Source organism: Nonomuraea maheshkhaliensis (assembly GCF_039529435.1).
Lineage (GTDB): Bacteria > Actinomycetota > Actinomycetes > Streptosporangiales > Streptosporangiaceae > Nonomuraea > Nonomuraea maheshkhaliensis.
In genome coordinates, this window is sequence record NZ_BAAAMU010000030.1 from 40,453 (window position 1) to 66,251 (window position 25,799).

The window sequence follows — 25,799 nt, forward strand, 5'->3', positions numbered from 1 at the left end:
CCCGCTCCTCACCGTCGGTAACCTGCGTGCGGGCCCCTGGTGCTACCCAGCGACGGCGCCCGGAATCACCCCGGGCCGGTCGCACCGGAAGGCTCCGCTCCGAGAGCCTGATCGGACGGTCCGAGATCCTGGGACGGTCCGAGATCCTGGCCGGCCAGTCTGAGATCCTGGTCGGCCGATCCAAGGGGCTGGTCGGGGAGGACGGTCCGCAGCACCAGTGCCGCAGGAGCGCTGGGGCCGATCAGGGTGAGGTTCCCGCCGAGCGCGCGGGCCAGCCTGCGGGCGGACAGGAGGGCGGAGGCGCCGCTGGAGTCCATGAAGGTCACCCGCCGCAGGTCCACGCTCAGCCGGGGGCCGCGCTGGCTGATCACCGTGGCGAGAAATTCGTACAGATCGTCGGAGACGAGCAGATCGACCTCTCCACCGATGGAGACGACGGGAGCGCCGGCGGACATGCTGACGCTGAGATCCAGTCTCATGAGGGTTCCTCGCTGGTGCACGCGCACCGCTCGGTGCGCTGAGTCCCCTCACGTACCCCCAGCCGATCGTCTCAATCGCCCGCTCACTTTTCCCTGACGGCGGATGTGAGGCCCTGCCGCCGCCGCGCGCCGTCGTCCGCCGGCGTCATGAGGGCCGCGCTTGCCCCTGGGTGAACGGGGTAGCGGGCGGCCATGGCTGACGACGTCATCACGTTCATCCTGGCCGACCACCGCAAGGTGGAGGAGCTGTTCGCCAGGCTGAACACCGGCAAGGGCGACCGGCGGGCCATCGTGGGCGCGCTGCACGCCCTGATCACCGCCCATGCTCGCGCCGAGGAAGACGTGGTCTATCCCCTGCTCGACGCCCATCACGGCCTGGAGCAGCACAAGGAGGCGGAGGTGCTGCTGGACGCGCTGCGGCGGGCCGAGCCCGGCAGCGCGGAGTTCGCCGGCGTCCACGCTCTCCTGGCGCTCACGGTCGGTCGTCACGTGCAGGAGGAGGAGAGCACGCTGCTGCCGCTGCTGGCCCGCACGACGGACGAACGGCGGCTGCGCGACCTGGGCAAGCAGTTCCGGCAACGCCGGCAGCATGAGCTGCGCGCCCTGGCGAAGGCCCGTCCCTGACCGCCGCGCAGGACGTCACATCGGCGGGCTGACGATTCCCCAGGTGAGGCCGGGCGCGGGCACGGGAGGCACCGCGGGGGCGCCGGCGTGGCCGGCCAGCAGGACCAGCAGGATCGGCAGCGTGGCCAGCACGATGACCACCAGCAGGACGCACCACACCTCACCCCGGCCGGAGCGCCGCCTCTCCTTCCTGCGGCAGGCGGCGGCGAACGACTCGACCCGGTGGACGAACGCACGGTCCTCACGGCGGAGATCCTGTTCGATCTCGCCCAGAACGCGACGTTCCCAGTCCGACAGCTCCATCGTCCAGCTCCATCGCCGTCACGGGCGTCCGACCGGCTCGGCGGCGGGATCGGCGAGGCCGCTCGCCGCTCCCTTCAGCAGATCGCGCCCTATGCGAGGTGGTTGCCCTGCAGATCCGGCCGGAAACGCGTCCCGTACGCGGGTGACCGCCGAACCCCGGCGCCGGCGGGGACGGCCGACTGATCGGCCAGACCGGGGCGCGTACTTCTCACAACACACCAAACCGTAAAGTGAGGGCCATTACGCCAAGCATGTGGGGAGAGAGCACCTTGCACGAAAAGCTGTCGTCGATCTACGACAACGTCCTGCGCCGCAACCCTGGAGAGGCCGAGTTCCACCAGGCGGTCCGCGAGGTGCTCGAAAGCGTCGGCCCGGCTCTCGGCAAGCACCCCGAGTACGCCGAATCGAAGATCATCGAGCGCATCTGCGAGCCGGAACGGCAGATCATCTTCCGGGTGCCCTGGATGGACGACCGCGGCGAGGTGCAGATCAACCGGGGCTTCCGGGTCGAGTTCAACAGCGCGCTCGGCCCTTACAAGGGCGGGCTGCGCTTCCACCCGTCGGTCTACCTGGGTATCGTCAAGTTCCTCGGCTTCGAGCAGATCTTCAAGAACGGCCTGACGGGCCTGCCCATCGGCGGCGGCAAGGGCGGCTCGGACTTCGATCCCAAGGGCCGTTCCGACCGCGAGGTGATGGCCTTCTGCCAGAGCTTCATGACGGAGCTCTACCGGCACATCGGCGAGTACACCGACGTGCCCGCGGGTGACGTCGGCGTCGGCGGGCGGGAGATCGGCTACCTGTTCGGCCAGTACAAGCGCATCACGAACCGCTACGAGTCCGGGGTGATCACCGGCAAGGGGCTCGCGTACGGCGGCGCGCAGGTGCGGACCGAGGCCACCGGCTACGGCTGCGCCTTCTTCGTGGAGGAGATGCTCAAGGCGCGTGGCACGTCGTTCGACGGCCGGCGGACCGTGGTGTCCGGCTCCGGCAACGTGGCGATCTACACGATCGAGAAGATCGAGCAGCTCGGCGGCGTCGTGGTGGCCTGCTCCGACTCCTCCGGCTACGTGCTCGACGAGAAGGGCATCGACCTGGACCTGCTCAAGCAGATCAAGCAGCACGAACGCGGCCGCCTGGACACCTACGCCGCCCGCCGGGGCGAGCACGTCACCTTCGTCCCGGATCGCAGCGTGTGGGAGGTGCCCTGCGAGGTGGCGATGCCGTCCGCCACGCAGAACGAGATCACCGGCCGCGACGCCGCGTTCATGGTGGACAACGGCTGCGTCGCGGTCGGCGAGGGCGCCAACATGCCGACCACGCCGGAGGGCATCAAGGTGTTCCTGGAGGCGGGCGTCGCGTTCGGGCCGGGCAAGGCGGCCAACGCGGGCGGGGTCGCGACCAGCGCGCTGGAGATGCAGCAGAACGCCAGCCGCGACTCGTGGACGTTCGAGTTCTCCGAGCACCGCCTCCAGGAGATCATGCGCGACATCCACGGGCGTTGCCTGCAGACGGCCGACGAGTACGGCATGCCCGGCAACTACGTGGCCGGCGCCAACATCGACGGCTTCCGCCGGGTGGCGGACGCCATGCTGGCGCTGGGCCTGGTCTGAGCGGGCATCTCCCGTCCCGCTGAACGGCACCGGACCGGGTCAACGTCGCCCCGCTCCGGCCGCCCGCTACGTACCTCAGCACCGTCCCGCCAGGTGCTCGCGTACCTGCCGGTGCACGAAGTGGAAGACGTGCGGCTCGCACTGCCGCAGCAACCCCGCCCCGGCCGCGGCCTTGAGCAGCGGCGACACGTCCATCGGCCGGACACCCGCCCGCCGCAGCGTCGCCCTGACGTCCGGGTCGTCGCCCAGGAACGTCTCCGTCCGCCGCCTGGTCATCTCGGCGGCGATCTCACACAACCCCTCGGCGACCATCCCGGCCTCGACCCCCGGCACCGCCGTCGCCGCCAGCGCCCGCTCGCCGTACCAGGGCACGAACCGGACCGGCTCCGGCGGCAGCTCGTCGATCCACTCCGGCGTCCCGGTGAGCACCGCCAGCAACACGGGCGAGCCCAGCAGCTCGGGGGTCAGCCCGAGCAGGCGGCCTGGATCGACCTGACGGGTGGCGAGCAGCGTCTCCAGCCGCGCGATCGCCTCGGCCGCGACCACTCCGACCACCTCCACCGCCTCGAACCCCGGCGCCGAACCGACCCTGCCGGTCATGATCACGTCGTGCTCGGTGTGCTCCGCCCACGCCAGGAAGTCCGCGCGGGTGCTGAGGTCCAGCGCCTCCAGCCCGTCGAGCACCAGGATGAGCCGCCGCCGTACCAGCATGGCGTTGGCGTCCGCGAGCGACAGCCCGTATTCGCCCGCCAGCGCGTGTGTGAGCGCCCGTTCGTAGGTGGAGTGCCCGGCCGCCGTGGGCCGCCCGGCTCGTGGCGGCGGCACGTGGGCGGTGTGCTCGGGCTTCAGCGCCGCGAAGGGCAGGAACACCGGCACGCGACCGTTCCGCCGCTCCGACAGGCGGCGCGCCAGCCTGGCCGCCAGGACGCTCTTGCCCGTCCCCGCCGGGCCGGTCAGCAGCAGTTTGCCGGTCCGCGAGCCGAGGATCTCGTCCAGCCCCCGGGCGCGCGGCTCGGCCTCGCCGCCGAAACGCACCACCGGGTCGATCAGCACGCCGTCGTCGCCGACCCTGCGGTCCAGTCGCTCGCGCACGAGCCCGGCCAGGTCGTCCAGCGGGCCGCGCAGCGGCAGCTCCTCCTGCCTGCTGATCCAGGGCGCGACCGATGACCGCCCGTCGTCCTGCGACTCCGCGGCCATCACGTCGCTCGGCTGCGGGGAGTCGCGTACCAGGTCGATGTAGGAGCCCGCGTCGTGCGGCACCCGTTCCCCGAGGCGGCGCAGCTCGCCCGCGATGCCGGCGACCGTCGCCAGCTCCGGCTGCTCCGCCGCCTCGGCCAGCCGGCGCAGCAGCGCCGGTTCCTCGGTGAGCCGCGCGTACGTCTCCGGCGCCCGGTCCCGCAGCAGCAGCACCGCCGCCAGGATCGAGACGTCGTAGCGGCCGTGGGACGTCCCCGTGGTGACGCGGCCGTGCCGCTCCTGCCCGTCGTCCCCGGCGCGGTCCCGCGCCTCCCTGGCGACGCGGTCCTGGAGGATGAGCACGTTGACGAAGCGCTTGATCGAACGCGGGTTGCGCGGCAGCGCGCTCTTCAGCATCCCGCTCGCCGGCTCGATCTCCTTGCCCGCGAGCAGGCGGTCCAGGTAGCGCTCGAAGTCCGCCTCGGACATCCGCGGCATCTCAAAGGGAAACTGGATGATCTTGTCCAGATAGTCGCCGACCGGCTCGTCCCCGTACTTGTCCCGTACGGCCGCGATCAGCGGGCCCTTGGCCACACCCAGCACGAACACGCAGTTACGCCGGTTGAAGTGCAGCTTCAGCGACTCCAGCAGGCCGGTGATCCGGTCGGCGTCGCAACGGTCCAGATCGTCGACGAACACGACCAGGCGCTCCCTGCCCTTCGCGGCCAGCGCGGCGTCGATGAGGGAGCCGAGGTACTCGTCCAGCCGCGTGCGCTCGGAACGGATGCGGAAGTGCTGGCCGTCATAGTCCTCGATCGACTGGCGCACGTCGGGCAGGCTGACCCTGAGCGTGGCCGACAGCACGAGCGAGCCGAGCACGTCGGAGATCGTCCGCAGTGTCTGGCGTACGTTCTCCCTGTTCCGCAGGCCGAGGTCGTTGACGATGGCGTGCAGCAGCGGCAGCACCGGGTTGTCCTCGTGCTGGTGCCGCCAGGGGTCGAACCAGACGAAGGCGCATTTGGCGTCCGCACCAAGCTCCTCCGCCTGCTTGTCGAGCTGTTCGAGTTGTTCGCGCAGTTGCAGCAACATCGAGGTCTTGCCGGTGCCCCATTCGCCGAACACGCCGATCACCATGGGCGGTGTCGCCTCACGGGCCAGCCTGGCGAGCTGACGGACGTAGGCCGCGCGGTTGAGCTCGTCGTCCCGTACGGGCTCGTCGCTGTGCGTGAAGCCTTCCGAGGCGGCGGGCACGCGGGCGACCGGCGACGGCGCCACTTCCTCGCCCGCGACCTCCTCCCCCGCCGGCACCTCTGTCTCCTGCTCATGGGGCTGCTCCTGCTCCTGGGACTGGGGCTGGGCGCGCCGGTGACGCCGCCACGTGAGCGGGGCCGCCACGAAGGCCACGAGCAGCAGGAAGCCGCCGATGTACGGCAGGAACGGGTAACGCTCCAGGAGGGACGGCTGCGCCGTGACGACCACCCGTAACCGGTCCACGCCGTCCGCCGAGATGAGAACCAGCTGACCGGTGCCGGCGTGCGGGCGCGTGCCGCGTACCACGGTGAACGTCGCCGCGCCCCCGGCCGGAACGCGAGCCCTGGTGGCGCCCTTGACCGCGATGGCGTCGGCGATCCGCCCCGCGACACGCACCTCGACATCGACGGCCGGCCCCGGATTGACCACGACGACCGGCCACGTGCCGGTGGGCAGCCGCTCCAGGGGGATGGCGAGCTGGTCCTCGTCCAGGAACTCCGGCGCTGCCACGGACTCCATGCCAGAGGCGGCCCGCGGCGGCGCGGCCTGCGCCGGGAACCCGGCCGCGATGAGCCCAGCGGCGATCATCGCGGTGAGGCCGACCCTGGCGCATGAGCGCAGCAGTGGACCAAGTCTCCTCGCCATGCTCCGATTGCAACCCAAAGTGGCACTTGCCGCACCATTCGTCACCGATCAGTTATGTGGCGACAGCTTGCGAGGCAGAGATCTGCGACCCACCGACATGCGGTCCGGCAACGTGCCCACCGACGTGCGACGCGGCAACGAATGACGAGGCGCCGTTCGGCCCGGCGCCGTTCGGCCCGGCGGCGTGCGGGTCGGTGACGTGCGGGTCGGTGACGTGCGACTCGGCGCCCTCGGCACCGTACGGGGAGTCGTCCATCCACCGCACGACCACCTCGGCCCTGCCCAGCGCGACCTCCGCCGTGCGTACGGCGGCCTCCGCGTGGCGGAGGGCGGTCTCCGTCTCCCGCATCGTGGCCTCCAGTCTCGGCACGGACACCAGGGCGCTCCTGAGCCCCGGCACCGCGGTCATCGCCAGGGCCAGCCCGCCCATGGGGACGCAGAGGATGACCAGCGCGACCCAGGACTCGACCCGCCCGACCAGCAGGCCCGCCAGCAGCGGCCCGAGCGCGACGGCGCTGTAGCTGCCCAGGCGGGACACCGCGGCCACGCGCGCGACCCGGTCGAGCGGGGCCTGGCTGAGCACGGTGCGCATGGTGACGTTGCTCAGCCCGCCGGCCAGCCCGATGATGAGCAACGCGACCGCGAACGACCACGACGCCTGGAGGAAGAGGAGCGGGATCGCCAGCGCGATCGTGCAGGCCCACAGGTGCACCAGCATCACGGGGCGGTGCCGGAACCGCCGATCGGTCCGGCCGCGGCGGAGCGACGTGATCGCCCCGATGACGCCGCCGACGCCGGACGCGGCCAGGATGGTGCCGGCGAGGGCGGAGGGCAGGTTGTCGTCCGTGGCCTCCGACAGGAATACCACGATCATGCCCTGGACCATGAAGTTGATGTACGCGGTAATGAGCGTGGCAGAGAGGAGGAATCGATTCCTCTGCAATTCGGTCAGACCGCCACGCATCTCCCCAAATATCTCACCGAGCGGCTTTCCTCTCCCGGTGATATCGCGAGGCACCCGGCTCAGGCTCGCGGCGGCGCCGAAAAGCATCGCCGCATTCGTGATAAAAGAGACAATCGGGTTCACTCCGTAAAGCAGGCCCCCCAAGGGACGCCCCGCCAGAACCATGCCGTGCACGGACGCCTCGTGCAGCGCCAAGGCGTTCTCCACCTTGTCCGGCTTGACCGTGGACGGGATCAGCACCGTCTCCGCGACCGACGAGTGCACGGAGAGCGTTCCCTCAAGCAGAGCGACGATCAGCAGCCATCTCAGCTCCAGAACCCCGGCGATCTGCGCCACGACGATGCCCATGACGAGCGCGCCACGCAGGAACTCGCTCCATACCATGACCCGGCGCGGCCCGATCCTGTCGATCCACACCCCGGCGGGGATGTACCACAGCAAACCGGGCACGGTCGACGCGAACATGACCCAGGCGATCGAGGTCGGTGACTGCGCGAGACCGAATGCCAGCAAGGGATAGGTCACGCCGATGGTGCGGCTGCCCAGCATCGAAAGGGTCGATCCCGCCCAGGACCACAGAAAGGGCGAATTATCCCTAAAAGCACCCACGAAGTTCGCTCCACGCCCGCGACCGCTTAATCGCGAAAACGGACGTTGGCGGCCTCTGATTCCCAAAATGGCACATGGTTGAGAGCCGAGGCTCGTTATGATAATAGAGCAACAGGAGTCACACCTGTCACAAACATCGGCCATTTTTCTGTCAGACCGTGCCAATGAGCCGGTCAGGCCATGCCGATCAGCCCGCGCAAGCCGTACCGATCAGGCCGTGCCGATCAGCCGGTCGGCCGCCGCGGTCAACTGCGGCGGGAGCGGCCGCCTGCCCCTGCTGTCCCGCGCCCGGCAGGCCAGCCGCGACGCCTCCGAGTCCCGCCCGGCCTCCTTCATCACCCGCGCCGCCCGCAACAGGGTCGCCGCGTCGCTGTCCACGTCGAGCCGGGGCACCGCCTCGACCGCCTTGCGCACGTCGCCGCTCAGCGCCAGCGCCAGCGCGTAGGCGGCCTGCGTGGAGGGCTGCTCGTGCGGCTCGACCTTGCGCAGGTCGCTCAGGGCGCGCTCGGGCCTGGCCAGGTCGGACAGGATCTCACCCCTGGCCCGCAGGATCTCGGGCCGCTCACCGCTCTGCCGCATGGCGCTGTCGAGGACGTCCACCGCCCCGCTCTCCCTGCCGACGTACCACAGCGCCCAGGCCAGCTCGGTCCTGATGGCGGGCTCCCTGCTGCGCCTGGCCGCCGACTCCAACTGGGTGACGGCGTCCTGGTAGGCGCCGCGATCGAGCAGGATCGTGCCGATGGCGGTCAGGTGGGTGGCGACGATCTGCTCGGACCCCGGCGTCGCGTCGTAGTGGCGGGCCGCCGTCCGATAGTGCTCAAGCGCGGAGTCGACGTCGTCGCGCAGGTACGCCAGGTCCCCCAGCAGTGACTCGGCCCGGGCCCGCGCCCTGTTGTCCGGCCTCTGGCCGATCTCGTCGCGGGCGTACCGCTCGGCGACGTCGAACCAGCCCTTGTGCAGCGCGGCGGCGGCCACGGCCAGCCGGTCGGCCACCATCGGGGCGGGAACACCGGCGGCGCGCCGCAGAAAGGGCTCCACCAGCCGTTTGGGCATCTCGTAGCGGCACTTCTCGCTGGCGCGCAGCACATGGCGTTCGGTCAGGGCCTGCGCCACCGGCTGCGGCAGCTCCTCGCAGGTGTCGTCCTGACGGGCGATCGGCCGTAGCAACGCGAGCAGTTTGTCGGTGTCGCCGCGGAAGTGGTCGCGGGCCACCTCGTGGACCATCCGATGGGTGAACGAGCCCAGCACGTCATCGACGTCCACCAGGTCGCCGGCGCCGACGGGCGCGGAGCGGTCGCGGACGGAGTCCCACAGCGCGGTGCACGCCAGTTGCAGGTGCAGCGGCTCGACGGTGGCCGCCGGCGCCGCCCGTTCGCCCCGCAGCCGGTCGGCGAACGTCTCGTCCGCGCCCGGCTCGAACACGTGGCCCGCCGCTTCGAGCGGACGGCGGCACGCTTCCAGCGCGGCCCTCCTGCTCAGCGGGCCGAGCCGGAAGGAGGCGCCCCTGGCCATGTGTGCCCGCAGGCCGTCGTGCCGGCGCAGCGATTCGAGCTGCTCGTCGCCGACCACGACGAGCAGCCGGAGCGGCAGGTCCTCCTCGGTGGCGGCGAGCGCGTCGCTGAGCTGGTCGAGCAGCTGGGCATGGCCGCGCGACGGCCGGCGGAAAGCGGTGAAGACCTCGTCGGCCTGGTCGAGCACGGCCATGATCGGACGGTGGTCCGGGCTCCAGTGGTGCCAGCGCAGGTAGGAGGAGATGGTCAGGCCGGCGAACCGGATCGGGTTCTCGTACGGCGACCAGGAGGCCAGCAAACCGAAGACGTGCGGGTCGCCGCCCTCGGGGATGACGGCCGACGGCACGAAGGGCGGCGGCTTCACCCCGCCCACGGGCAGCACGTCGAACCGCGACAGGTCGAGCCTGGGCAGCACCCCGGCCGCGACCAGCGACGTCTTCCCGACTCCCGGAGGGCCGTGCAGGACGGTGAGGCGATTGTCCTGCCAGCGTTCGGTGAGTTCGCGGATCTCGTCATCCCGCCCATGAAATCTGGCGACGTCCTCACGGCGGAATGGTTGCAGACCGACGAACGGGGCCAAGCCCTTGCCGGTGGAAGTCATGCCACGCTCCGCCGCCTAGTGTCGGGACCGAACAATTCGTTCACCCTCGCATCACCGGATTAGCAGGGCACGATGTCTGGTTGCGGACAGATAAACCTGACCTCACCGTACCGCGCATCCACCGGAGCCGCTCGTGTCCATGGACATTGTTATGTTGAGCGAGCCGAGCCGGCACTATTTCCGAACGTCAGATCAGATCGCCGACGAGAAACCCGCGACCGGCGCGCTCTGGCCCGAGATTCGCTGCAGTGCTCGCGCAAGCACAGGTAGATCGAGGTCCTTGAGATCCTCCAAGGTCGCCTCGTCCACATCGATGACGCCGGTCGCGTGTTTGCCGCCCATACAGCCTCCCGTCGCCGCTTTACGGCCGCCCGTAAAGCGGGATTGAATCCAAGACGCGTCGGATAACGCCTCAATAGTGATTCTGTGGCTACCCTTCGCCAGAATCAATCGTAGGATCGAAATTCAGTGGGACAGAGAAGGCGAGGCGACGTGAACGAGCAGGCCGCTCCTCAGACGGTGCCCCGGATGCCGCCCATCTGGGGCCGGAAAATCCCTGGTCGCAATAGACATTTCACCGGGCGCGAAACCCTGCTCAACGGGTTACGGAAGAGCTTGACGGAGACCAACACGGCCGCCGTCGTGCCTCTGCCCCAGGCCCTGCAGGGTCTGGGCGGCGTCGGCAAGACGCAGCTCGCCATCGAATACGCCTGGGCCTACCGCGGCTACTACGACCTGGTCTGGTGGATCGCGGCCGACCAGCCGCTGCTGATTCCGAGCGCGCTCGCCGGGCTGACGGAGGACCTGAAGCTGCCGTCCGCGGGCACCATGGGCATCGAGGAGGCGGCCGACTCGGTACGCGATGCGTTGCAGCGCGGCGACCCGGTGGACCGGTGGTTGCTGATCTTCGACAACGCTGATGATCCTGAGGAGATCCGGCCCTTCATCCCGCACGGCAGCCAGGACGGCCATGTGCTCATCACCTCGAGGAACAGCAGGTGGAGCGGCGTCGCCGAGACCGTTTCCGTGGACGTCTTCTCCACCGCCGAGAGCGTCGCCTTCCTGCGCAAGCGCCTGCGCCGCGAGGTGCCCGAGAGCGAGGCCGTGCATCTGGCGCACGAGCTCGGCAACCTGCCGCTGGCGCTGGAGCAGGCCGCCGCCGTCCAGGACACGACCGGCATGTCCACCGACGAATACGTGCGGCTGCTCGCCGAGCAGACCGGAGATCTGCTCCAGCTCGGCAAGTCCACCGAATACCCGCACACGATGACCGCCGCCTGGCAGCTCTCGGTGCACCAGGTCGAGAGCCGGATGCCCGAGGCGGCCGAGGTGCTGCGCTGCCTGGCCTTCTTCGGCCCCGACCCGATCCCGCGCTTCGTCTTCCAGCGCAGCAGAGACAGCGGCGCCGAGCGCATGGGGACGGTGCTGTCCAACCCGCTCACCCGCAGCCAGGCGTTCGCCGAGCTGGCCCGCTTCTCGCTGCTGCGGATCGAGCCCGACACCGGCACGGTGCAGGTGCACCGGCTGGTGCAGGCGTTGCTGCGCGACTCGCTCACGCTTGAGGAGCAGGAGGAGTTCCGGCACGAGGTGCACCTGCTGCTGGCCGCCGGCGCTCCCCCTGACCCTGAGGACATCTCCACCCAGGAGGAGTACACCTTCCTGCTGCCGCACGTGCGCCCGTCCGGTCTTGCCCGATCCGATGACGAGCGCGTTCGGGAGTCCGCCCTGAACATCGTGCGCCACCTCTACCGCGTGGCCAACTGGCGCTCCGCGCGCTCGCTGGCGGAGGAGTTCCGCCAGAGCTGGGTCGCGACCTCGGGCGAGCACGACCCCTTCGTGCTGCGGCTACGCCGGCACCTGGGCAACGTGTTGTGGCAGCTGAGCGCGAACAAGGAGTCTCTTGAGCTCAACGACGCGACGTTCGACCTGATGCGGGAGGTGTTCGGGGCCGATCACGAGGAGACCCTGCGCATGGCCCTCACCTACGCCGCCAACCTGCGCGCCCAGGGCCGCTTCGAGGACGCCAAGGAACAGGACGCGGCGTCGCTGGCCGCGCTGGAGACCAGGTACGGCGTCAGCGATCCGACGACCCTGAGCGCCATGAACAACCTGGCGCTCGACCACGCCCTGCTCAGCCGCTACGACACCGCCCTGGAGTTGCAGAAGCTGGCCTACATCGAGCAGAGCAGCGTGCGGCGGAAGGTCAACAAATGGGAGGTGCAGCTGTTCTGGAACAACCTGGCCCGGGTGGTGCGCCTGTCCGGCCATCACGAGCAGGCGTGCGACGTGGGCGAGGAGGCGTACGCCTACGGCGTCAGAGAGCTCAAGATCGAGCATCCGCTCACGCTGGCCACCGCCCGCGACCTGTCGATCGCCAAGCGGCGGATGGGACACCTCGACGATGCCTATGAGCTCATCCAGGACGTCCACACCAGGCTGAACAAGCTCTACGGCCCCGACTCCCCCGAGACCATGGCCGCCACGGTCGCGCTGAGCAACACCCTGCGCCAGCTGGGCCGCCTGGAGGAGTCCATGGCGCTGGCCAAGGACGCGCACCAGCGCCACCTGCAGACCTACGGCGCGAACCATCCGTTCACCTACGGCTGTCAGCTCAACCTCGGCCTGCTCTACCGGCTGCGCGGCGACGCGAAGAAGGCGATGGAGCTGGACGAGAAGACCTATGAGGGCCTGCTCGACCGGCTCGGCGCGGCGCACGTCTACACCTTCAGCAGCACCATCAACCTGGCCGGTGACCTGGCGGAGCTCGGGGAGCCGGAGCGGGCGGCCGAGCTGGGCCGGGCGACCCTGACCGGCGTGCGCGACTTCGTCGGGCCCAGGAACGGCCTGTCGCTCTCGGCCGCCGTCAACCTCTCCATCGACCTGCGCGCCATCGGGCGGATCGACGAGGCCACGGAGCTGTACGACCAGGCGATGGCGGCGTACGAGACCACCCTGTCACCCACCCACCCCGAGCGGCTGCACGCCGCCGACGGCAAGCGCTTCAACTGGGACTTCGACTCCTACAGCCTGTGAACGGGAGCGCTCCCGTTCGCGGCCTGCCAGGTGCTCAGGTGGGCCTCGGCCTCCTGCCGCGCGATCTCCAGCGCGGCGGGAGGCACCGGCTCCGACAGCCACGGGGTCAGGGTGCGCCGCATCGCCCCGACGAAGCGTTCGCCCTCCGTGGTGAGCAGGCCGCTGTCCAGCAGGGTGCCGGTCACCAGGTGCGCGGCCTCCCGCCAGTGGGCGAACTCGATGTGCGGCCGCAGGTCGCTCTCGTGCGCCCGCTGCCGCCGCCAGAACCCGGACACGCCCAGGTAGGCGTAGGCGCCCTGGAGCAGCCCTGACAGGGGGCGCGGGTCGGGGCGCCAGGGCGCGTAGAAGCGGTTCGGCTCGTCGCTCTCGTCGGGCTCCAGCAGCCGCACGACGTCCTGGATCGCGTTGAGCTTGCCGTGCTGGACCTCGTGCGCGAACGTCGAGGCCAGCCAGCGGCCGTCGGGCGGCGTGGACATGCCGATCGTCCCGAACAGGTCGCCCGAGGAGGCGCTGTTCATGCCCTGGGCCGGCCCCTTGATCGGGGTGAGCACGGTGACGAGGGCCTGGGTCTCCTCGGCGATCGTCCAGTGGTGGGCGCGCAGCATCGTCCAGGCCGCGTCCAGGCTCGCCCGCCACGTCTGGAGCTCCGGCTCGCGCAGGCGTCCGCCGACCTCGGCGGTGTCGCTCCAGCGGAAGACGTCGAGGTCGTCCACCAGCACGCGCAGCCCGGCGTCGGCGGTCTCCAGCCGGCGGAGCGGACGCCAGCCGCGCTGTTCGCCGGCTCCGGGACGCAGGCAGAGCTCCCCGGCCTCCACCCGGCCGTCGGCGCGTACGACGAGGTCCGCGAGCACGTCGTCCTGGGCGTCGCCCAGTTCGAGCCGGCCGAGGGACGGCAGCATGATCGTGCCGCCGGAGACGGGCACCTGGACCTCGCACGGCATGCCCGACTTGAGCGCGGCGGCGGCGGCCACCGCGCCGAGCCGGGCTGGATCGCCGGGTCCGTCCGGCGAAGTGCCGTCCTCTTCCAGCGAACGGACGGCGCGGACGGCCCAGGCGCCCACCGCCGGATGCGCCAGCGTGCCGCGTACCGCCGCCGGGCTCTTCTTCTCGATCTGGGCGAGCACGTCGTAGGCGTGTTCGGCGACCCGTGCGTGCGGATGGCCGGCCTCCACGGCCAGCCGCATCGTGCCCACCACGTTCAGCAGGCGCTTGCTGCGCTGAGGGGCGGCCAGGTGGCGTACGGCGTCCGCGCCGCCGCCTCCCGAGGCCAGCCGGGACAGGGCATGGCCGGGCAGCCGGTGATCGCTGGGGGGCATGCGGGTCCTTTCAGCGCGAGGCGCGGCGGAGGTCGCCGACGAGACGGTTGTGGATGTGCTCGATCAGCCGGTAGAGGTCCGGGCAGTACACGGACGGGTTGAGGAAGCCCGTGCCGGGACGGTAGCGGTGGGGGTAGAGGCCCGCCCCGCACACCCGGCCGAACCGGCAGTCGCGGCAGGTGTCGCTCAGCGCGTCGGCGCCCATTTGCCTGGCCACCATCCCAGGGTGGGTGAGGGCCAGGTCGAAGGGGTGGTCGACCACGTTCAGGCCGGTGACGGGGGCGCCGTGCCGTACGACCTTGAGCGAGTCGGTCTGCTCGATCGTGCCGTCGGTCTCGATGACGACCAGTGTGGACGGCGTCAGCCCGACCGCCTCGCTGGCCGACGCGCCGCCGAGCATCAGGGTGACGATCTCCTGAAAGAGGCGGACGACCGTTTCGCCGCTGCGTCCGTACCAGTGGTCGAAAACGGCGATCAGCCAGTCGCCATAGGGCGTATTCGACGGGTCGGATGATCGATACGGCGGCGGCGATTCCCAGGTGCCGTGCGGCAGCAGGAAATCCACCATCGGCGGCTCGAATTGCACCAGTGACTCATATGTTTCGACGGGGTCGTTCGCCAGGTCCACCGTGCACAACAGGCCGGTGTAGAGCGGACGGAACTCCGGGCCGCGCAGCAATGTCAGCGCGTCGGCGACGGCGTCGTAACTGCTGCGGCCGTCGGCGTAGCGGCGGTTGCGGTCGTTGGCCGTTCTGCCGCCGTCGAGGCTGATGCCCACCCGCACGTCGAGCTCGCCGAACGTGCGCAGGGCGGCCTCGTCGAGGAGCACTCCGTTGGTCTGTACGACGGCATCGACGTGCAGGCCGCCCGGAGCCGCCGCGCGTAGCGTCTCCACGACCTTGCGCAGGTAGGCGTGGCCGGCCAGGAGCGGTTCGCCGCCGTGCAGGATCAGCCGGACCGAGCGCAGGTTGTGCGTGGTGGCGTGCTCGGCGATGCGGCCGGCGACGGCCGTGACCAGGTCGGGGGCCATGACCATGGGTTTGGAGCGCCAGCTCTGGTCGGCGAGCGTGTAGACGTAGCAGTAGTCGCAGGCGAGGTTGCAGCGGCTGTGCACCTTGAGCAGGAACTGCCGGAAGGGGCGGGGACGCCAGCCGTCCTTCAGCATTCGGGCCACGTCGAGAGTGTCGGGCCACTCTCCCGCTGGATCCTCCCCCTGGTACGTCAATCCTGTTACACCCCGCACCGCCGGAAATATCCGAGTGAATGACGATGCTATCCGAGACGCCATGCGATGGGGAGCACTAGTTTGCTACCCCTGGCAAATTCCCGCATATTCCGCGACCGGTTTGCGCGGCATTTATTTACCGTTTTCGGTCGGCACCGGAGAGTCACTACCCACCGGCTCACCCGCCGACGGCCACCTTGCCCTTGGCCCGGGGCCGGTGGCCGGTGACCTCGTGGCCGGCGTCGGGGCGGAGCCGCAGCATCATCAGGGCGCCGGCCAGCGCGACCGCGCCGGTCAGCACGAACGCGAGGGAGAAGTCCTCCTGCGTGAGCGGGGTGGCCGCCGAGCCGTGCGACACCTGGAGGACGATCGCGGCGGCGGCCACGCCCAGCGCCACCGAGATCTGCTGCGTCATGCTGAAGAACGTCGAGGCCGCCGCCCGGTCGGTGGGGCCGATGTCGGCGAACGACAGCGTGTTGATCCCGGTGAACTCGATCGACCGGGTGACCCCGGCGGCGAACGCCACAAGGGCGACCACGGCGAACCCGGTGCCGGCGTCCACCAGCCCGAGCGCCCCGATCGACAGGGCCACCGCCACGCCGTTGCCGGCCAGCACCGTACGGAACCCGAGCCGCCGCATCAGCGGTGTGGTCACCGTCTTCACGACCAGGTTGCCGAGGAAGTACACCAGCACGACCTGTCCCGCCTCCAGCGGCGTCAGCCGCCACGCCTCCTGCAGCATGAGCGGGAGCAGGAACGGGGTCGCGCTGATCGCCAGCCGGATGAGGTTGCCCGCGTGCAGGGTCGTGGCGGCGAACGTCGGCACCCGCAGCGGCCCCAGCACGATCAGCGGGTGGGCGGCCCGGCGGAACCACCACACGGCCACCGCGCCCACCAGGCAGCCGACGGCGAGCAGGGCGAGGTCGAGGCCGAGCGCCGACGGCTGCGCCAGCTCGGACAGGCCGTAGATCGTCAGGCTGAGCGCCGTGACGATCAGGACCGTGCCCACGCGGTCCAGCGGCTTGGGGTCCGGCTCGCGCACGCCCGGGACGTACGCCAGCACCAGCGCGGTGCCGGCCAGGGCGAGCGGCACGTTGAGCAGGAAGATCCACTGCCAGCCGTACCAGGTGGTCAGCGCGCCGCCGACGACCGGGGCGATGACCGGAGCGATCAGGGCCGGCCAGGTGATCAGCGCCGTCACGCGGAGCAGGTCGGCCTTGCCGGCGTTCTTGAGCACGATGATGCGGCCGACCGGCATCATCAACGCGCCGCCGATGCCCTGGATGACGCGGGCAAGGACGAACTGCCACAACTCCGTACAGGCCGCGCAGCCGATCGAGGCCAGGCCGAAGATCACGATCGCGACGGCGAACACCCGCCTGGCGCCGTACCGGTCCGACAGCCAGCCGCCGAGCGGGATGAAGGCCGCGCCGGCGACGACGTACGCCGTGATGCCGACGTTCACGCTGACGACGTCCACGCCGAAGGTCCGCGCCAGCTGCGGGAGCGAGGTGTTGATGATCGTGATGTCGAGGTTCTGCATGAAGAAGGCGACGGCCACGATCAGCGCCACCCGCCGGGGTGCGGATCCTTCGGTGGCGGCCGTCATGCGAGCTGAAGGCGGGGGGCGTGCGTCATCGTTCTCTCCAGGGGTTTCGGCGACCATGGTCACACATGGGCGCTCGGCCGCTTTGCGGCGGGTGTCCGAGTGGGGGTGCGCCGTGGAGCCGGCCGCCGCCGCGCGCCCGTGCTCAGGCGAGCTTGAGCAGGAGGTCGGTGAGCTCCACCGGCATGGTGATCATGCAGTCGTGGCCGGTCGGCAGCTCCCACACCTGGGCGGGGCGGCCGTTCGGCTGCACCTCGGGAACGGGACGGCGGACGACCCCCTCCGGCTTGCCGACGGTGCAGTGGATGTGCGTACGGGGGACCGCCCGCGCGGCCGGCCCGCCCAGCCGGACCGGCTCGGTGAGGCAGCGCACCGGCTGGTCCGACAGCATCGACCGCAGCCAGGCGACGTCCTCCGGATCCGTGACCCCGAACAGGCCCGCGGGCGGCGGCAGCTCGGGCATCGGCGGCACCCGCCAGCCGTCCCCGGACCTCGCGGCGAGCTCGATCAGCTGCCGTGTCACGGGCATGACGTCGGCCGCGCTCTCCCCGTCCTCGGGGACCATCGCGTCGAGGTAGACCAGCTCCGCGATCCGGCCGGGGACCTGCCCGGCCACGGACGAGATCACCAGCCCGGCGTAGCTGTGCCCCACCAGCACCACCTCGGTGAGGTCCTCGTCGGTGATCAGCCGGACGACGTCGGCGACGTGCGTGTCGAGCCCCACCTCGGGGCCGAGCAGATGCGCCTTGTCGCCGTAGCCGGTCAGCGACGGTGCGAACACCCGGTGCCCGGCCGCCTCCAGCAGCGGGACCACCCTCTTCCAGCACTCCCCGCTGTGCCAGGCGCCGTGTACCAGCAGATATGTCGACATAGTTTCCTCTCTCCTCATTTCGTATGTCCTTCGCCGGCCACGCTGCCCGCCGGCTCCGCGCACAGCCAGGGCCGCCGCGATCCTGGGGGTGACAGGACCAGGCACGTACGCGGTCCCGGCACATACCGTGGAGGGATGAGCGAGCGAGCGAACCCGCTGGGCGACTACGTACGGGCCCGGCGCGAGCTCGTCACCCCCGAGCAGGCCGGGATCCCCGTCCACGGCGTGCGCCGGGTGCCGGGCCTGCGCAGGGAGGAGGTGGCGATGCTGGCGGGCATCAGCGCCGACTACTACCTGCGCCTGGAGCAGGGCCGCGACCGCAACCCGTCCGTACAGGTGCTCGAATCGCTCGCCCGCGTGCTGCGGCTCGACGAGGCCGCGACGGCGTACCTGCTGAGTCTCGCCGCCGCCGAGCCCCGCCGGCGGCGGCGCCGGCCGCGCAAGGAAAGCGTTCCTCCCGGCGTCGCCAAGCTCGTCGCCACGCTCGCGCTGCCCGCGTACGTCGAGGGCCGCTACCTCGACGTCCTGGCCGTCAACGCGCTGGCGACCGCTCTGTCACCGCGCCTCGTGCCGGGGGCGAACCGGCTGCGCGACACGTTCCTCGATCCGGCCGAGCGGGCCCTCTACCCCGACTGGGAGAGCGCCGGCGCGGGCATGGTCGCCGGGTTCCGGGCGTCCGTCGGCACCGACACGGACGATCCCCGCTTCATCGAGCTGGTCGGCGAGCTCTCGCTGGCCAGCCCTCGGTTCAGCCGGCTCTGGGCCCGCCACGACGTGAACGCGTGCGAAGGCGCGGCCAAGGAGATCGACCATCCCCAGCTCGGCGTGCTCCGGCTGAACCGGGAGCGGCTGGGCGTCGGCGGCGGCCGGACGCTCGTCGTCTACCACCCGGACCCCGGCAGCGACGCCGCCGAGAAGCTGACCCTCCTCGCCGCCGCCACCCAGCCCCCGCAAGAGCGCGAACCGAGCCGTCCGTCGCCGGAGGTCACCGGGCCTCGGCGATGATCGTGCGGGCGGTCTCCAGCTGCCGGTCCCCGGCCGTCTTCAGTGCCCCGAACGTCTCCGGATGGGCGCGGACGGCATCCTCCTGGAGGCGTTTGTCGGCCGGTGCCCAGACCGCGACGAGACCCGTGCTCGCCTTGCACCGCTCGTCCGCCCGCGCCGCGCGGATCTCCTCGTCCGTGGCCGGGCCCCCGCCCAGCCACCGCTGGCCGGTGATGGCGGCCAGCGGGTCGTCGTAGCGCCACCCGCCGGCCCGCATGCACGCGCTCCACGCCCGGAAGACCTGGACGACCGCAGCCTCCCGCCGCGACTGCTCGAACGTCCGCGTGATGTGTTGGTTGAACAGCGCGGAGTCCACTTCTGGCGCCCCCGCTCGATGCGCGCCCGCGCCTGCCGCAGGCAGCCGCCGCTCTCGTCGTACGCGGCCCGCCGCTCCTGCGCCGACAGGCTCGCGGTACGGCTCTCGCTCGCCGCGCTCCGCCGGGCCACGGAGGGGCGCTCGGGGGCGACGTGGTAGCCGTACAGACGGGCGATCTCCGGTTGGACGATGCCGTAGCGGCGGCGGTTGGGCGGTTCGACCGCCCCGACGGCCTGCTCGCCCTGCGCGCCCTGCTCGCCCTGCCGGCCGGCGTCCGGCCCGACGCGGTCCTCTGCTTCAGCGACCTGCTGGCGATCGGGGCGCAGCGGGCCCTGTACGAAGCGGGCGTGGACTGTCCTGGGGAGGTGGCCGTGGCGGGCATCGACGGGTCTCAGGAGGCTCTTTGCAGCACGCCGTCCCTCACCACGGTGATCCCCGACAAGGCCGCCATCGCCGCGCTGGCCGTCGGGTGCCTGCCCGATCGCATCGGGGCGGCGGAGCCGCTGCCGTTCGAGGTGCGGCCGGCGCCGTACCGACTGGTCGCGCGGGAGTCGACCGAGGGCGTGCGCCGGCCGCTGCCCGTTTGAGGGCGCTTCGGGCCGGACGTGGTCCCCACCGGCGCCCCTCGCCCAACGGCCCTCGGCAGGCGGTCGTCAGTCGCGGGCGGGCTCGGGACGGGTGAGCGTGCGGGTGAGCCAGTCGGTACGGGTGCGGCGGGCGGTGGCGGACAGAGCGGCCTCGGGGAAGAGGGCGTCGAAGCCGTGGAATCCGCCGGCCCAGACGTGCAGCTCGGCCTGACCGCCCGCGGCCCACATGCGGGTGGCGTACTCCACGTCCTCGTCGCGGAAGACCTCGGCCGAACCGGCGTCGACGTACGTGGTGGGCAGGCCGGACAGGTCGTCCGCCCTGGCGGGTGAGGCGTAGGCGGGCACCTGGTCGTCGGGGAGGTCGCCGAGCAGGGCCTTCCAGGCGAACACGTTGGTCTCGCGGGTCCAGACGCCGGGCTCGCCTGCGTACTGGCGGCTGGAGGCGGTGGCGTTGCGGTGGTCGAGCATGGGGCAGATCAGGACCTGGGCCGCGAGCGCCGGCGTGCCGCGGTCGCGGGCCATGAGCGTGACGCCCGCCGCGAGCCCGCCGCCGGCGCTGGCGCCCGCGACGACGATCCGGTCCGGGTCGATGCCGAGCTCGGCGGCGTGCTCGGCCAGCCACAGCAGGCCCTGATAGCAGTCCTCGACGGGGGTGGTGCCGCCGGCCTCGGGGGCGAGCCGGTAGTCGGCGGTGACCACGACGGCGCCGAGCCGGTCGAGCCATTCGAGCGGGATGTCGAGCTGCGAGAACCGGTCGCCCATGATCATGCCGCCGCCGTGGATCCAGTAGACGCACGGCGCCCCGGCGGGGTCGCCGGGCTCGGCGCCGGCATTTGTGGGGGTCAGGATCGTCATCGGGATCCGCGCGCCGTCCTGGCCGGGCACCGGGACAGAGACTGGAACGGTGATCTCGCGCCGGTTCAGGGCCCGGCCGGCCAGCAGCGGCTCGACCGGGACCGCGGTCATGCGGCGCAGGTCGGTGAGGAGCTCCGGGGTGATCTCCTGGACGAGGGGTATGCCGGCGAGCAGGGTGTTCAGCTCAGAGTCGAGAGCGGGGCGGGACATGGGGGTTCCTTTCTGCGGGGTGCTGCGGGGGTTCGGGTGGCACTCAGGTCGTGCGTGGGGGCCACAAGGTGATCTCGAAGCCGGGCGTCAGAAGCTGGCCTTGCCGCCGACCGGGACGTAGTCCGTGTACGGCTGCTCCGCGGCGACCAGCTCCTGGACCTGGGCGACGAGATCCTGGGCGGCCCGGCCGGCGAAGAGCCGGTGGTGCTCCTCCTCGCTGGTCCAGCCCTCGGTGACGTGGACGACGTCGGGGTCGGAGGCCGACCGGCTGACGAGGTAGACCACGCAGTGCTCACTCGCGGCCGGGTTGCCCTCGTTCAGACCGGTCAGCAGCAGCTCGACCAGCCGCTCCCCCATACCGGGCTTGGCGGTCATGGCGGCGTTGAACCCGTATCCGACCTTCATGACGGTGCTCCTTCTCAGGATGTACGTTCCTCCAGTCGGGCGATTCTCGGCCGCCTGACTTGCTGATTCAATTTCACCGCTTCAGCTGGGAAGACGGTAGAATGAACCTCTTCGCTTCTTGCCTGATCCTCCACCTGAAAGGTGTGTTGAAATCCAGAGCATGGGATTCGACGAGCTCCGCGCGGCGCTGGCCCGGCACGTCCGGCCCGACGAGGCCACCGCCATCGACGGTCTGTACATCGCGCGGATCGAGCGTGACGGCCCGCCGTCGCCCTCGATGTCCGGCACGGTGCTGGCGGTCCTCGCCCAGGGCGCCAAACAGCTCACGGTGGGCGACCGGGTCCTCGAATACCGCCCGGGCAGCTACCTGGTGGCCTCCGTGGACCTGCCCGTCAGCGGCTCCTTCGTGGACGTGAGCCCGGAGTGCCCGGCGCTGGGGCTGGCGCTCGTCCTGGAGCCGCCGGTCATCGCCGACCTGCTGCTGCAGGCGGGCTCGCGCGGCCTGCCCCGCCCCCGGGCGGGGGCGCTGCCGGGCATCGCCGTGGCCGGCATGACGGACGGCCTGCTCGACGCGCTGATCCGCCTGGTCAACCTGCTGGACGACCCAGGCGACCGGGCGGTGCTGGCGCCGCTGGTCAAGCGCGAGATCTTCTGGCGGCTGCTCACCGGGGAGCAGGGCGACGCCGTACGCCAGCTCGGCCTGGCCGACAGCAGCCTCAGCCACGTCTCCAGGGCCGTGCGGTGGATCCAGGACCACTACGCCGAGCCCTTCCGCGTCGAGGAGCTGGCCCGGCTGACCGGCATGAGCCCTTCTGCGTTCTACCGCCACTTCCAGACCGTCACCGCGCTCAGCCCGATCCAGTTCCAGAAGCAGATCCGGCTCCAGCGGGCCCGGCTCCTGCTCGCCACCCGCGCCCACGACGTCACCGCCGTCGCGCACCGCGTCGGCTACGACAGCCCGTCCCAGTTCAGCCGCGAATACCGGCGCCAGTACGGCGTCCCGCCCAGCCACGACGCCGCCCGGCTGCACGACGCCGCCGCCCCCGCGCGGTGACCCCGTCACCCTGGTCGTGATCATGGTAATGCGAATTATTACTGGGCTTTCACTCTTGACGCCGGGCTCGGTGAGGTCGCAGACTCCCAGCTGACGCCCTTGAGCGAGGAGAGGGAGCCGTGGCGAGACGTCTCACGCAGCAGGACATCGCCCGCATGGCGGGAGTGAGCCAGACCACCGTGTCGCTGGTGCTCAACAACCGCGCGGAGGGCGCTGTGCGCATCTCTCCCGAGACCAGGGAGCGCGTGATCCGGGTGATCAAGGAGACCGGCTACATCGCCGACCCGGCCGCCCGCCGGCTGGCCGAGGGCCGCAACCGCATCCTCGGCGTCTTCACCTACGAGGCGGTCTTCCCGGCCACCAGTGCCGATTTCTACCATCCGTTCCTGGTCGGCATCGAGGAGTGCACCGAGGAGGCCGGCTGCGACCTGCTGCTGTTCACCAGCGCGCGGGCCTCGGGCGGCCGGCGGCGGATCTTCGACCAGGACAGCCGGGTGCGCCTGGCCGACGGGTGCGTGCTGCTCGGCCACACGGTCGACCGTGACGATCTGGCGCGGCTCATCACCGACCAGATCCCGTTCGTGTCGGTCGGCCGCCGCGACGACGCGGGCGGGCCGGTGCCGTACGTGGGCGCCGACTACGCCTCCGCCGCCGGGGCCCTGGTGCGGCGGGCGGTGGCGCTCGGGCACCGCACGCTCGTCTACGTCGGGGCCGGGTCGGGCGCGGAGTCCTGGGCCGACCGCCACCGCGGCTTCCTGGACGCGGTGACGGAGCTCGGCGTCGAGGGCGTCAGGGTGAACGACTCAGCCGACGCGGACCCGCCGCCCGGCGGCCAGGGCGTCAGGATCAGCACGGCAGCCGGCCTCCAGCGCGGCGCGCCGGACGTGGACGCGGTGCTCGCGACCGGCGCCACGGTCGCGTTCTTCGAGGAACAGGCCGACGCCGTCACCTTCATGGCGGCGGCCCGGCACCGGGTCTCCGTCCCCGCCGACCTGTCCGTGGTCACGCTCGGCTCGGCCACCCGGCCGGTCCGCTCCGACATCGACTTCACCGGATTCCTCATCCCCCGGCGCGAGATGGGCCGCAGGTCCGTCGAGCTGCTGACCGGGGTGATCGAGAGCGGCGGCACCCCCCAGGAGTTGCTGCCGTGCGAACTCATCGAGGGCTCCACCCTCGCCGCCACCAGGCCCGGTGCCAGGCCTCGGCCTCCCGCGTCCTGATCGTCTTGCGTTCTCACCCGGCCGCAGTACACCAAGGAACGGGCCGGGCTCAAGGGGTGAACCAGCCATGTACTCTCGTCGCGCTTTCGTCACGCTGGCCGCGAGCACAGCCGCATTACCGCTGCTCCCGGCGACCGCCGCATCGGCCGGCGGGCTGGACCAGACCGCACCAGCCAACCACTTGGACCCGACGGCGTTCACCTCGGTCTTCACCGCACTCCCGCCCGACCCGTACGCCGTGGTGGTCGGCGGGCCGGGCTTCGAGGCCCCGGCCGACGGCACGGGGGACGCCACGGCGGCGCTGCAGGCGGCCGTGGACGAGGCGTCGCGGCGCGGGATCGCGAACGGGCTCGGCGACATACTCGGCGGCGCCCGCGACTTCCCGCCCGGCGACGGCGGCGGCGTGGTGCTCGTCCCCGAGGGCACGTACCGGCTGTCGGCCCCCGTGAACGTGCACGACTCCGTACGCGTGATCGGCTACGGCCGGCGCCGGCCCCGCTTCGTGCTGGGGGCCAACTCCCCCGGCTACGCCTCGGGCACGGCGCGCGACGTGTTCGCCTTCCGCCGGCGCCCGGTCGGCGGCCCCGTCACGTACGCGAACAACGACACGTTCGGCACCGCGCTGGTGAACCTGGACATCACCATCGAACCGGGCAACCCGGACGCCATCGCCGTGCGGTTCGGCGGCGCGCAGCTCTGCCTGCTGCAGGACCTCGACATCGACGCCGGCGAGGGCCGCGCGGGCATCGACCACAACGCCAACCTGATCCACCGGGTACGGGTGCGCGGCGGCGAGGTCGGCCTCAACGCCTTCGCCGCCTCGGCCGGCTGGCAGACGACGCTGCTCGACTGCCGGTTCGAGGGCCAGCGCCGGGCCGCCGTGGTGATGAACAACGACGCCAAGCTCGTCGTCGTCAGGGCGATCGTCGCGCGCACGCCACGGGCGTTCGAGTCGGTGCCCGGCCAATGGCAGCACCTCTACGTCCAGGACTCCCACTTCCAGGACGTCGGCGACGTCGCCGTGGTGCTCAACGACAGCGAGTCGATCCCCGGCGCGGACGACGACCGGATCCGCCGCAGCAACCAGCTCACCCTGCTCAACTGCACCACCTCGGCCACCCGGGACCTGCTCCTGCTGGCCGGCAGCGGCGCCCGCACCGCCGTCGGGAGGCCGTCGGCGCTGGTCCGCGAGCTGACGTACGGCCTGCGCGTCGAACGCGCGCTGACCGGCAAGGAGACCAGGCGCGAGGGCGTGCACGCCGATCTCACGGCGGGCGCCCCGGTGGCCCGGGTCCGGGCGAACCTGCGCGCCGACGCCCCGCCGCCGCCACCGGTCAGGACGTGGGTGAGCGTCGCCGACGTCGCGGCCGAGATGGGCCGCCCCATCGGCAAGGGCGAGGACGACCTGGCCGTCTTCCAGGCGGCCGTGGACCGGCACGACACGGTGTTCGTCCCGATCGGCAGGTACGTCCTGTCCGACACGCTCAAGCTGCGGCGCACGTCCAGCCTGATCGGCCTGCACCCCCGGCAGACCTGGCTGCTCGCCACCGACGGCCACCCGCACTTCACCGACCCCGGCGCGCCACGGGCGCTGGTGTCGACCCCCCTCGGCGGCCGGAACACCGTCACGGGCCTCGGCCTGGACACCGCCCGGCAGACCCCGGGCGCGGTCAACCTCCTCTGGCGCTCAGGCGCGGACTCCTACCTGGCGGACATCACCACCCAGTTCGTCAAGTGGCATCCGGCGGACGCCCCCTCGGGCGACCCCGGCTACACCTACCGGGGCGCGCACAAGTACGGCATCTGGGTGCGCGGCGGTGGCGGCACGTTCGTCAACGTGTGGAGCATCAACGGCTGGGCCGAGAACGGCCTGCTCGTCGAGGACACCGACGTGCCCGCCCGGCTGTACGAGCTCTCCATCGAGCACCACGAGACCCGCGAGGTGGTGCTGCGCGGGGTGTCGGGGTGGCGTTTCCTCGGCCTGCAGACCGAGGACCACATCTACGGCTGGCGCTCGCAGGCGGTCGAGATCGAGCGCTGCCGGGACATCCTGCTGGCCAACTCCGTGCTCTTCCGGGTGGCCACCGTGCTCGGCCCGCACCCGTACGGGGTGAGCGTGCGCGACAGCCGGCGGGTGACGCTGCGCGGCAACCGCGGCTACCGCGACAAGACGCCCGAGTTCACCCAGTGGGGCGCGGCCGTGTTCGACCACCGCAGCGGGCGAAGCGTCCCCGAGATCGAGTTCACCCTGATCGAGATCGGGTGACCCGCACCCCCAGGACGC

21 protein-coding genes are annotated in these 25,799 nt (G+C 71.3%); 8 read left to right on the forward strand and 13 right to left on the reverse strand.

Features of this window, described 5'->3' with window-relative positions:
* Positions 1–65: 65 nt before the first annotated feature.
* The gene (locus ABFX54_RS21580; RefSeq protein WP_346107395.1) at positions 66–479 is read right to left on the reverse strand and encodes an STAS domain-containing protein; all 414 of its coding nucleotides are present in this window, start codon (positions 477–479) and stop codon (positions 66–68) included.
* Between the two features lie 192 nt (positions 480–671).
* Between ABFX54_RS21580 and ABFX54_RS21585 the strand changes: the two genes are divergently transcribed.
* Positions 672–1,103 (forward strand): hemerythrin domain-containing protein, encoded by a 432-nt coding sequence (locus ABFX54_RS21585; RefSeq protein WP_346107397.1) that lies wholly within the window; start codon positions 672–674, stop codon positions 1,101–1,103.
* Positions 1,104–1,118: 15 nt separating this feature from the next.
* Here the strand turns inward: ABFX54_RS21585 and ABFX54_RS21590 are convergent, their stop codons facing one another.
* Positions 1,119–1,406, reverse strand: a complete 288-nt coding sequence (locus ABFX54_RS21590; protein ID WP_346107399.1) for a DUF3040 domain-containing protein — start codon at positions 1,404–1,406, stop codon at positions 1,119–1,121.
* A gap of 251 nt (positions 1,407–1,657) precedes the next feature.
* On the opposite strand from ABFX54_RS21590, the gene gdhA reads away from it, so the two are divergent.
* Entirely contained in the window at positions 1,658–3,016 is a 1,359-nt protein-coding gene (gene gdhA, locus ABFX54_RS21595) for an NADP-specific glutamate dehydrogenase (RefSeq protein WP_346107400.1), read from the forward strand.
* Positions 3,017–3,091: 75 nt separating this feature from the next.
* Here gdhA and ABFX54_RS21600 read toward each other — a convergent pair whose 3' ends face one another.
* The 4 genes from ABFX54_RS21600 to ABFX54_RS21615 form a co-directional block, all read right to left on the reverse strand.
* Complete coding sequence (locus ABFX54_RS21600; protein WP_346107402.1) at positions 3,092–6,088, reverse strand: P-loop NTPase fold protein; 2,997 nt, start codon at positions 6,086–6,088, stop codon at positions 3,092–3,094.
* A 52-nt stretch (positions 6,089–6,140) separates the two neighbouring features.
* On the reverse strand, positions 6,141–7,805 hold the full coding sequence (locus tag ABFX54_RS21605) for an MFS transporter (protein ID WP_346107404.1): 1,665 nt from the start codon (positions 7,803–7,805) through the stop codon (positions 6,141–6,143).
* A 66-nt stretch (positions 7,806–7,871) separates the two neighbouring features.
* Positions 7,872–9,773 carry an nSTAND1 domain-containing NTPase gene (locus ABFX54_RS21610; RefSeq protein WP_346107405.1) on the reverse strand — a complete coding sequence of 634 codons (1,902 nt, stop codon included), beginning with the start codon at positions 9,771–9,773 and terminating at the stop codon, positions 7,872–7,874.
* Positions 9,774–9,965: 192 nt separating this feature from the next.
* Positions 9,966–10,115: a hypothetical protein gene (locus ABFX54_RS21615; protein ID WP_346107407.1), complete on the reverse strand. Its 150-nt coding sequence runs from the start codon at positions 10,113–10,115 to the stop codon at positions 9,966–9,968.
* Positions 10,116–10,301: 186 nt separating this feature from the next.
* Between ABFX54_RS21615 and fxsT the strand changes: the two genes are divergently transcribed.
* Positions 10,302–12,806: an FxSxx-COOH system tetratricopeptide repeat protein gene (fxsT, locus tag ABFX54_RS21620; protein WP_346107477.1), complete on the forward strand. Its 2,505-nt coding sequence runs from the start codon at positions 10,302–10,304 to the stop codon at positions 12,804–12,806.
* Here the strand turns inward: fxsT and ABFX54_RS21625 are convergent.
* From ABFX54_RS21625 to ABFX54_RS21640, 4 genes are all read right to left on the reverse strand, one after another.
* Positions 12,794–14,122 (reverse strand): HEXXH motif domain-containing protein, encoded by a 1,329-nt coding sequence (locus tag ABFX54_RS21625; RefSeq protein WP_346107409.1) that lies wholly within the window; start codon positions 14,120–14,122, stop codon positions 12,794–12,796. The genes fxsT and ABFX54_RS21625 overlap by 13 nt on opposite strands.
* A gap of 10 nt (positions 14,123–14,132) precedes the next feature.
* Positions 14,133–15,287 (reverse strand): FxsB family cyclophane-forming radical SAM/SPASM peptide maturase, encoded by a 1,155-nt coding sequence (locus ABFX54_RS21630; protein ID WP_346107479.1) that lies wholly within the window; start codon positions 15,285–15,287, stop codon positions 14,133–14,135.
* A 238-nt stretch (positions 15,288–15,525) separates the two neighbouring features.
* Positions 15,526–16,956 (reverse strand): MFS transporter, encoded by a 1,431-nt coding sequence (locus ABFX54_RS21635; protein WP_346107410.1) that lies wholly within the window; start codon positions 16,954–16,956, stop codon positions 15,526–15,528.
* 142 nt (positions 16,957–17,098) lie between these two features.
* Positions 17,099–17,824: an alpha/beta hydrolase gene (locus ABFX54_RS21640; RefSeq protein WP_346107412.1), complete on the reverse strand. Its 726-nt coding sequence runs from the start codon at positions 17,822–17,824 to the stop codon at positions 17,099–17,101.
* Positions 17,825–17,959: 135 nt separating this feature from the next.
* Between ABFX54_RS21640 and ABFX54_RS21645 the strand changes: the two genes are divergently transcribed.
* Entirely contained in the window at positions 17,960–18,829 is an 870-nt protein-coding gene (locus tag ABFX54_RS21645; RefSeq protein ID WP_346107414.1) for a helix-turn-helix domain-containing protein, read from the forward strand.
* Here the strand turns inward: ABFX54_RS21645 and ABFX54_RS21650 are convergent.
* Entirely contained in the window at positions 18,810–19,184 is a 375-nt protein-coding gene (locus tag ABFX54_RS21650) for a hypothetical protein (RefSeq protein ID WP_346107416.1), read from the reverse strand. The genes ABFX54_RS21645 and ABFX54_RS21650 overlap by 20 nt on opposite strands.
* Before the next feature lie 182 nt (positions 19,185–19,366).
* Between ABFX54_RS21650 and ABFX54_RS21655 the strand changes: the two genes are divergently transcribed.
* Complete coding sequence (locus tag ABFX54_RS21655) at positions 19,367–19,771, forward strand: substrate-binding domain-containing protein (protein ID WP_346107418.1); 405 nt, start codon at positions 19,367–19,369, stop codon at positions 19,769–19,771.
* A gap of 66 nt (positions 19,772–19,837) precedes the next feature.
* Here ABFX54_RS21655 and ABFX54_RS21660 read toward each other — a convergent pair whose 3' ends face one another.
* Positions 19,838–20,836 (reverse strand): alpha/beta hydrolase, encoded by a 999-nt coding sequence (locus ABFX54_RS21660; RefSeq protein WP_346107419.1) that lies wholly within the window; start codon positions 20,834–20,836, stop codon positions 19,838–19,840.
* Positions 20,837–20,923: 87 nt separating this feature from the next.
* Positions 20,924–21,241 (reverse strand): putative quinol monooxygenase, encoded by a 318-nt coding sequence (locus ABFX54_RS21665; protein WP_346107421.1) that lies wholly within the window; start codon positions 21,239–21,241, stop codon positions 20,924–20,926.
* Between the two features lie 160 nt (positions 21,242–21,401).
* On the opposite strand from ABFX54_RS21665, the gene ABFX54_RS21670 reads away from it, so the two are divergent.
* From ABFX54_RS21670 to ABFX54_RS21680, 3 genes are all read left to right on the forward strand, one after another.
* A complete protein-coding gene (locus ABFX54_RS21670) occupies positions 21,402–22,295 on the forward strand; it encodes an AraC family transcriptional regulator (RefSeq protein WP_346107423.1) in 894 nt (297 codons plus the stop codon).
* Positions 22,296–22,414: 119 nt separating this feature from the next.
* Positions 22,415–23,515 (forward strand): LacI family DNA-binding transcriptional regulator, encoded by a 1,101-nt coding sequence (locus ABFX54_RS21675; protein WP_346107425.1) that lies wholly within the window; start codon positions 22,415–22,417, stop codon positions 23,513–23,515.
* A 67-nt stretch (positions 23,516–23,582) separates the two neighbouring features.
* Entirely contained in the window at positions 23,583–25,781 is a 2,199-nt protein-coding gene (locus ABFX54_RS21680; protein ID WP_346107427.1) for a glycosyl hydrolase family 28-related protein, read from the forward strand.
* Positions 25,782–25,799: the final 18 nt, after the last annotated feature.

Bases quoted from the DNA above. Each gene is read 5' to 3' on its own strand.
- ABFX54_RS21580 (WP_346107395.1), bottom strand. From the start codon at position 479: ATGAGACTGGATCTCAGCGTCAGCATGTCCGCCGGCGCTCCCGTCGTC.
- ABFX54_RS21585 (WP_346107397.1), top strand. From the start codon at position 672: ATGGCTGACGACGTCATCACGTTCATCCTGGCCGACCACCGCAAGGTG.
- ABFX54_RS21590 (WP_346107399.1), bottom strand. From the start codon at position 1,406: ATGGAGCTGTCGGACTGGGAACGTCGCGTTCTGGGCGAGATCGAACAG.
- gdhA (WP_346107400.1), top strand. From the start codon at position 1,658: ATGTGGGGAGAGAGCACCTTGCACGAAAAGCTGTCGTCGATCTACGAC.
- ABFX54_RS21600 (WP_346107402.1), bottom strand. From the start codon at position 6,088: ATGGCGAGGAGACTTGGTCCACTGCTGCGCTCATGCGCCAGGGTCGGC.
- ABFX54_RS21605 (WP_346107404.1), bottom strand. From the start codon at position 7,805: ATGGCCGATGTTTGTGACAGGTGTGACTCCTGTTGCTCTATTATCATA.
- ABFX54_RS21610 (WP_346107405.1), bottom strand. From the start codon at position 9,773: ATGACTTCCACCGGCAAGGGCTTGGCCCCGTTCGTCGGTCTGCAACCA.
- ABFX54_RS21615 (WP_346107407.1), bottom strand. From the start codon at position 10,115: ATGGGCGGCAAACACGCGACCGGCGTCATCGATGTGGACGAGGCGACC.
- fxsT (WP_346107477.1), top strand. From the start codon at position 10,302: ATGCCGCCCATCTGGGGCCGGAAAATCCCTGGTCGCAATAGACATTTC.
- ABFX54_RS21625 (WP_346107409.1), bottom strand. From the start codon at position 14,122: ATGCCCCCCAGCGATCACCGGCTGCCCGGCCATGCCCTGTCCCGGCTG.
- ABFX54_RS21630 (WP_346107479.1), bottom strand. From the start codon at position 15,287: ATGCTGAAGGACGGCTGGCGTCCCCGCCCCTTCCGGCAGTTCCTGCTC.
- ABFX54_RS21635 (WP_346107410.1), bottom strand. From the start codon at position 16,956: ATGACGGCCGCCACCGAAGGATCCGCACCCCGGCGGGTGGCGCTGATC.
- ABFX54_RS21640 (WP_346107412.1), bottom strand. From the start codon at position 17,824: ATGTCGACATATCTGCTGGTACACGGCGCCTGGCACAGCGGGGAGTGC.
- ABFX54_RS21645 (WP_346107414.1), top strand. From the start codon at position 17,960: ATGAGCGAGCGAGCGAACCCGCTGGGCGACTACGTACGGGCCCGGCGC.
- ABFX54_RS21660 (WP_346107419.1), bottom strand. From the start codon at position 20,836: ATGTCCCGCCCCGCTCTCGACTCTGAGCTGAACACCCTGCTCGCCGGC.
- ABFX54_RS21665 (WP_346107421.1), bottom strand. From the start codon at position 21,241: ATGAAGGTCGGATACGGGTTCAACGCCGCCATGACCGCCAAGCCCGGT.
- ABFX54_RS21670 (WP_346107423.1), top strand. From the start codon at position 21,402: ATGGGATTCGACGAGCTCCGCGCGGCGCTGGCCCGGCACGTCCGGCCC.
- ABFX54_RS21680 (WP_346107427.1), top strand. From the start codon at position 23,583: ATGTACTCTCGTCGCGCTTTCGTCACGCTGGCCGCGAGCACAGCCGCA.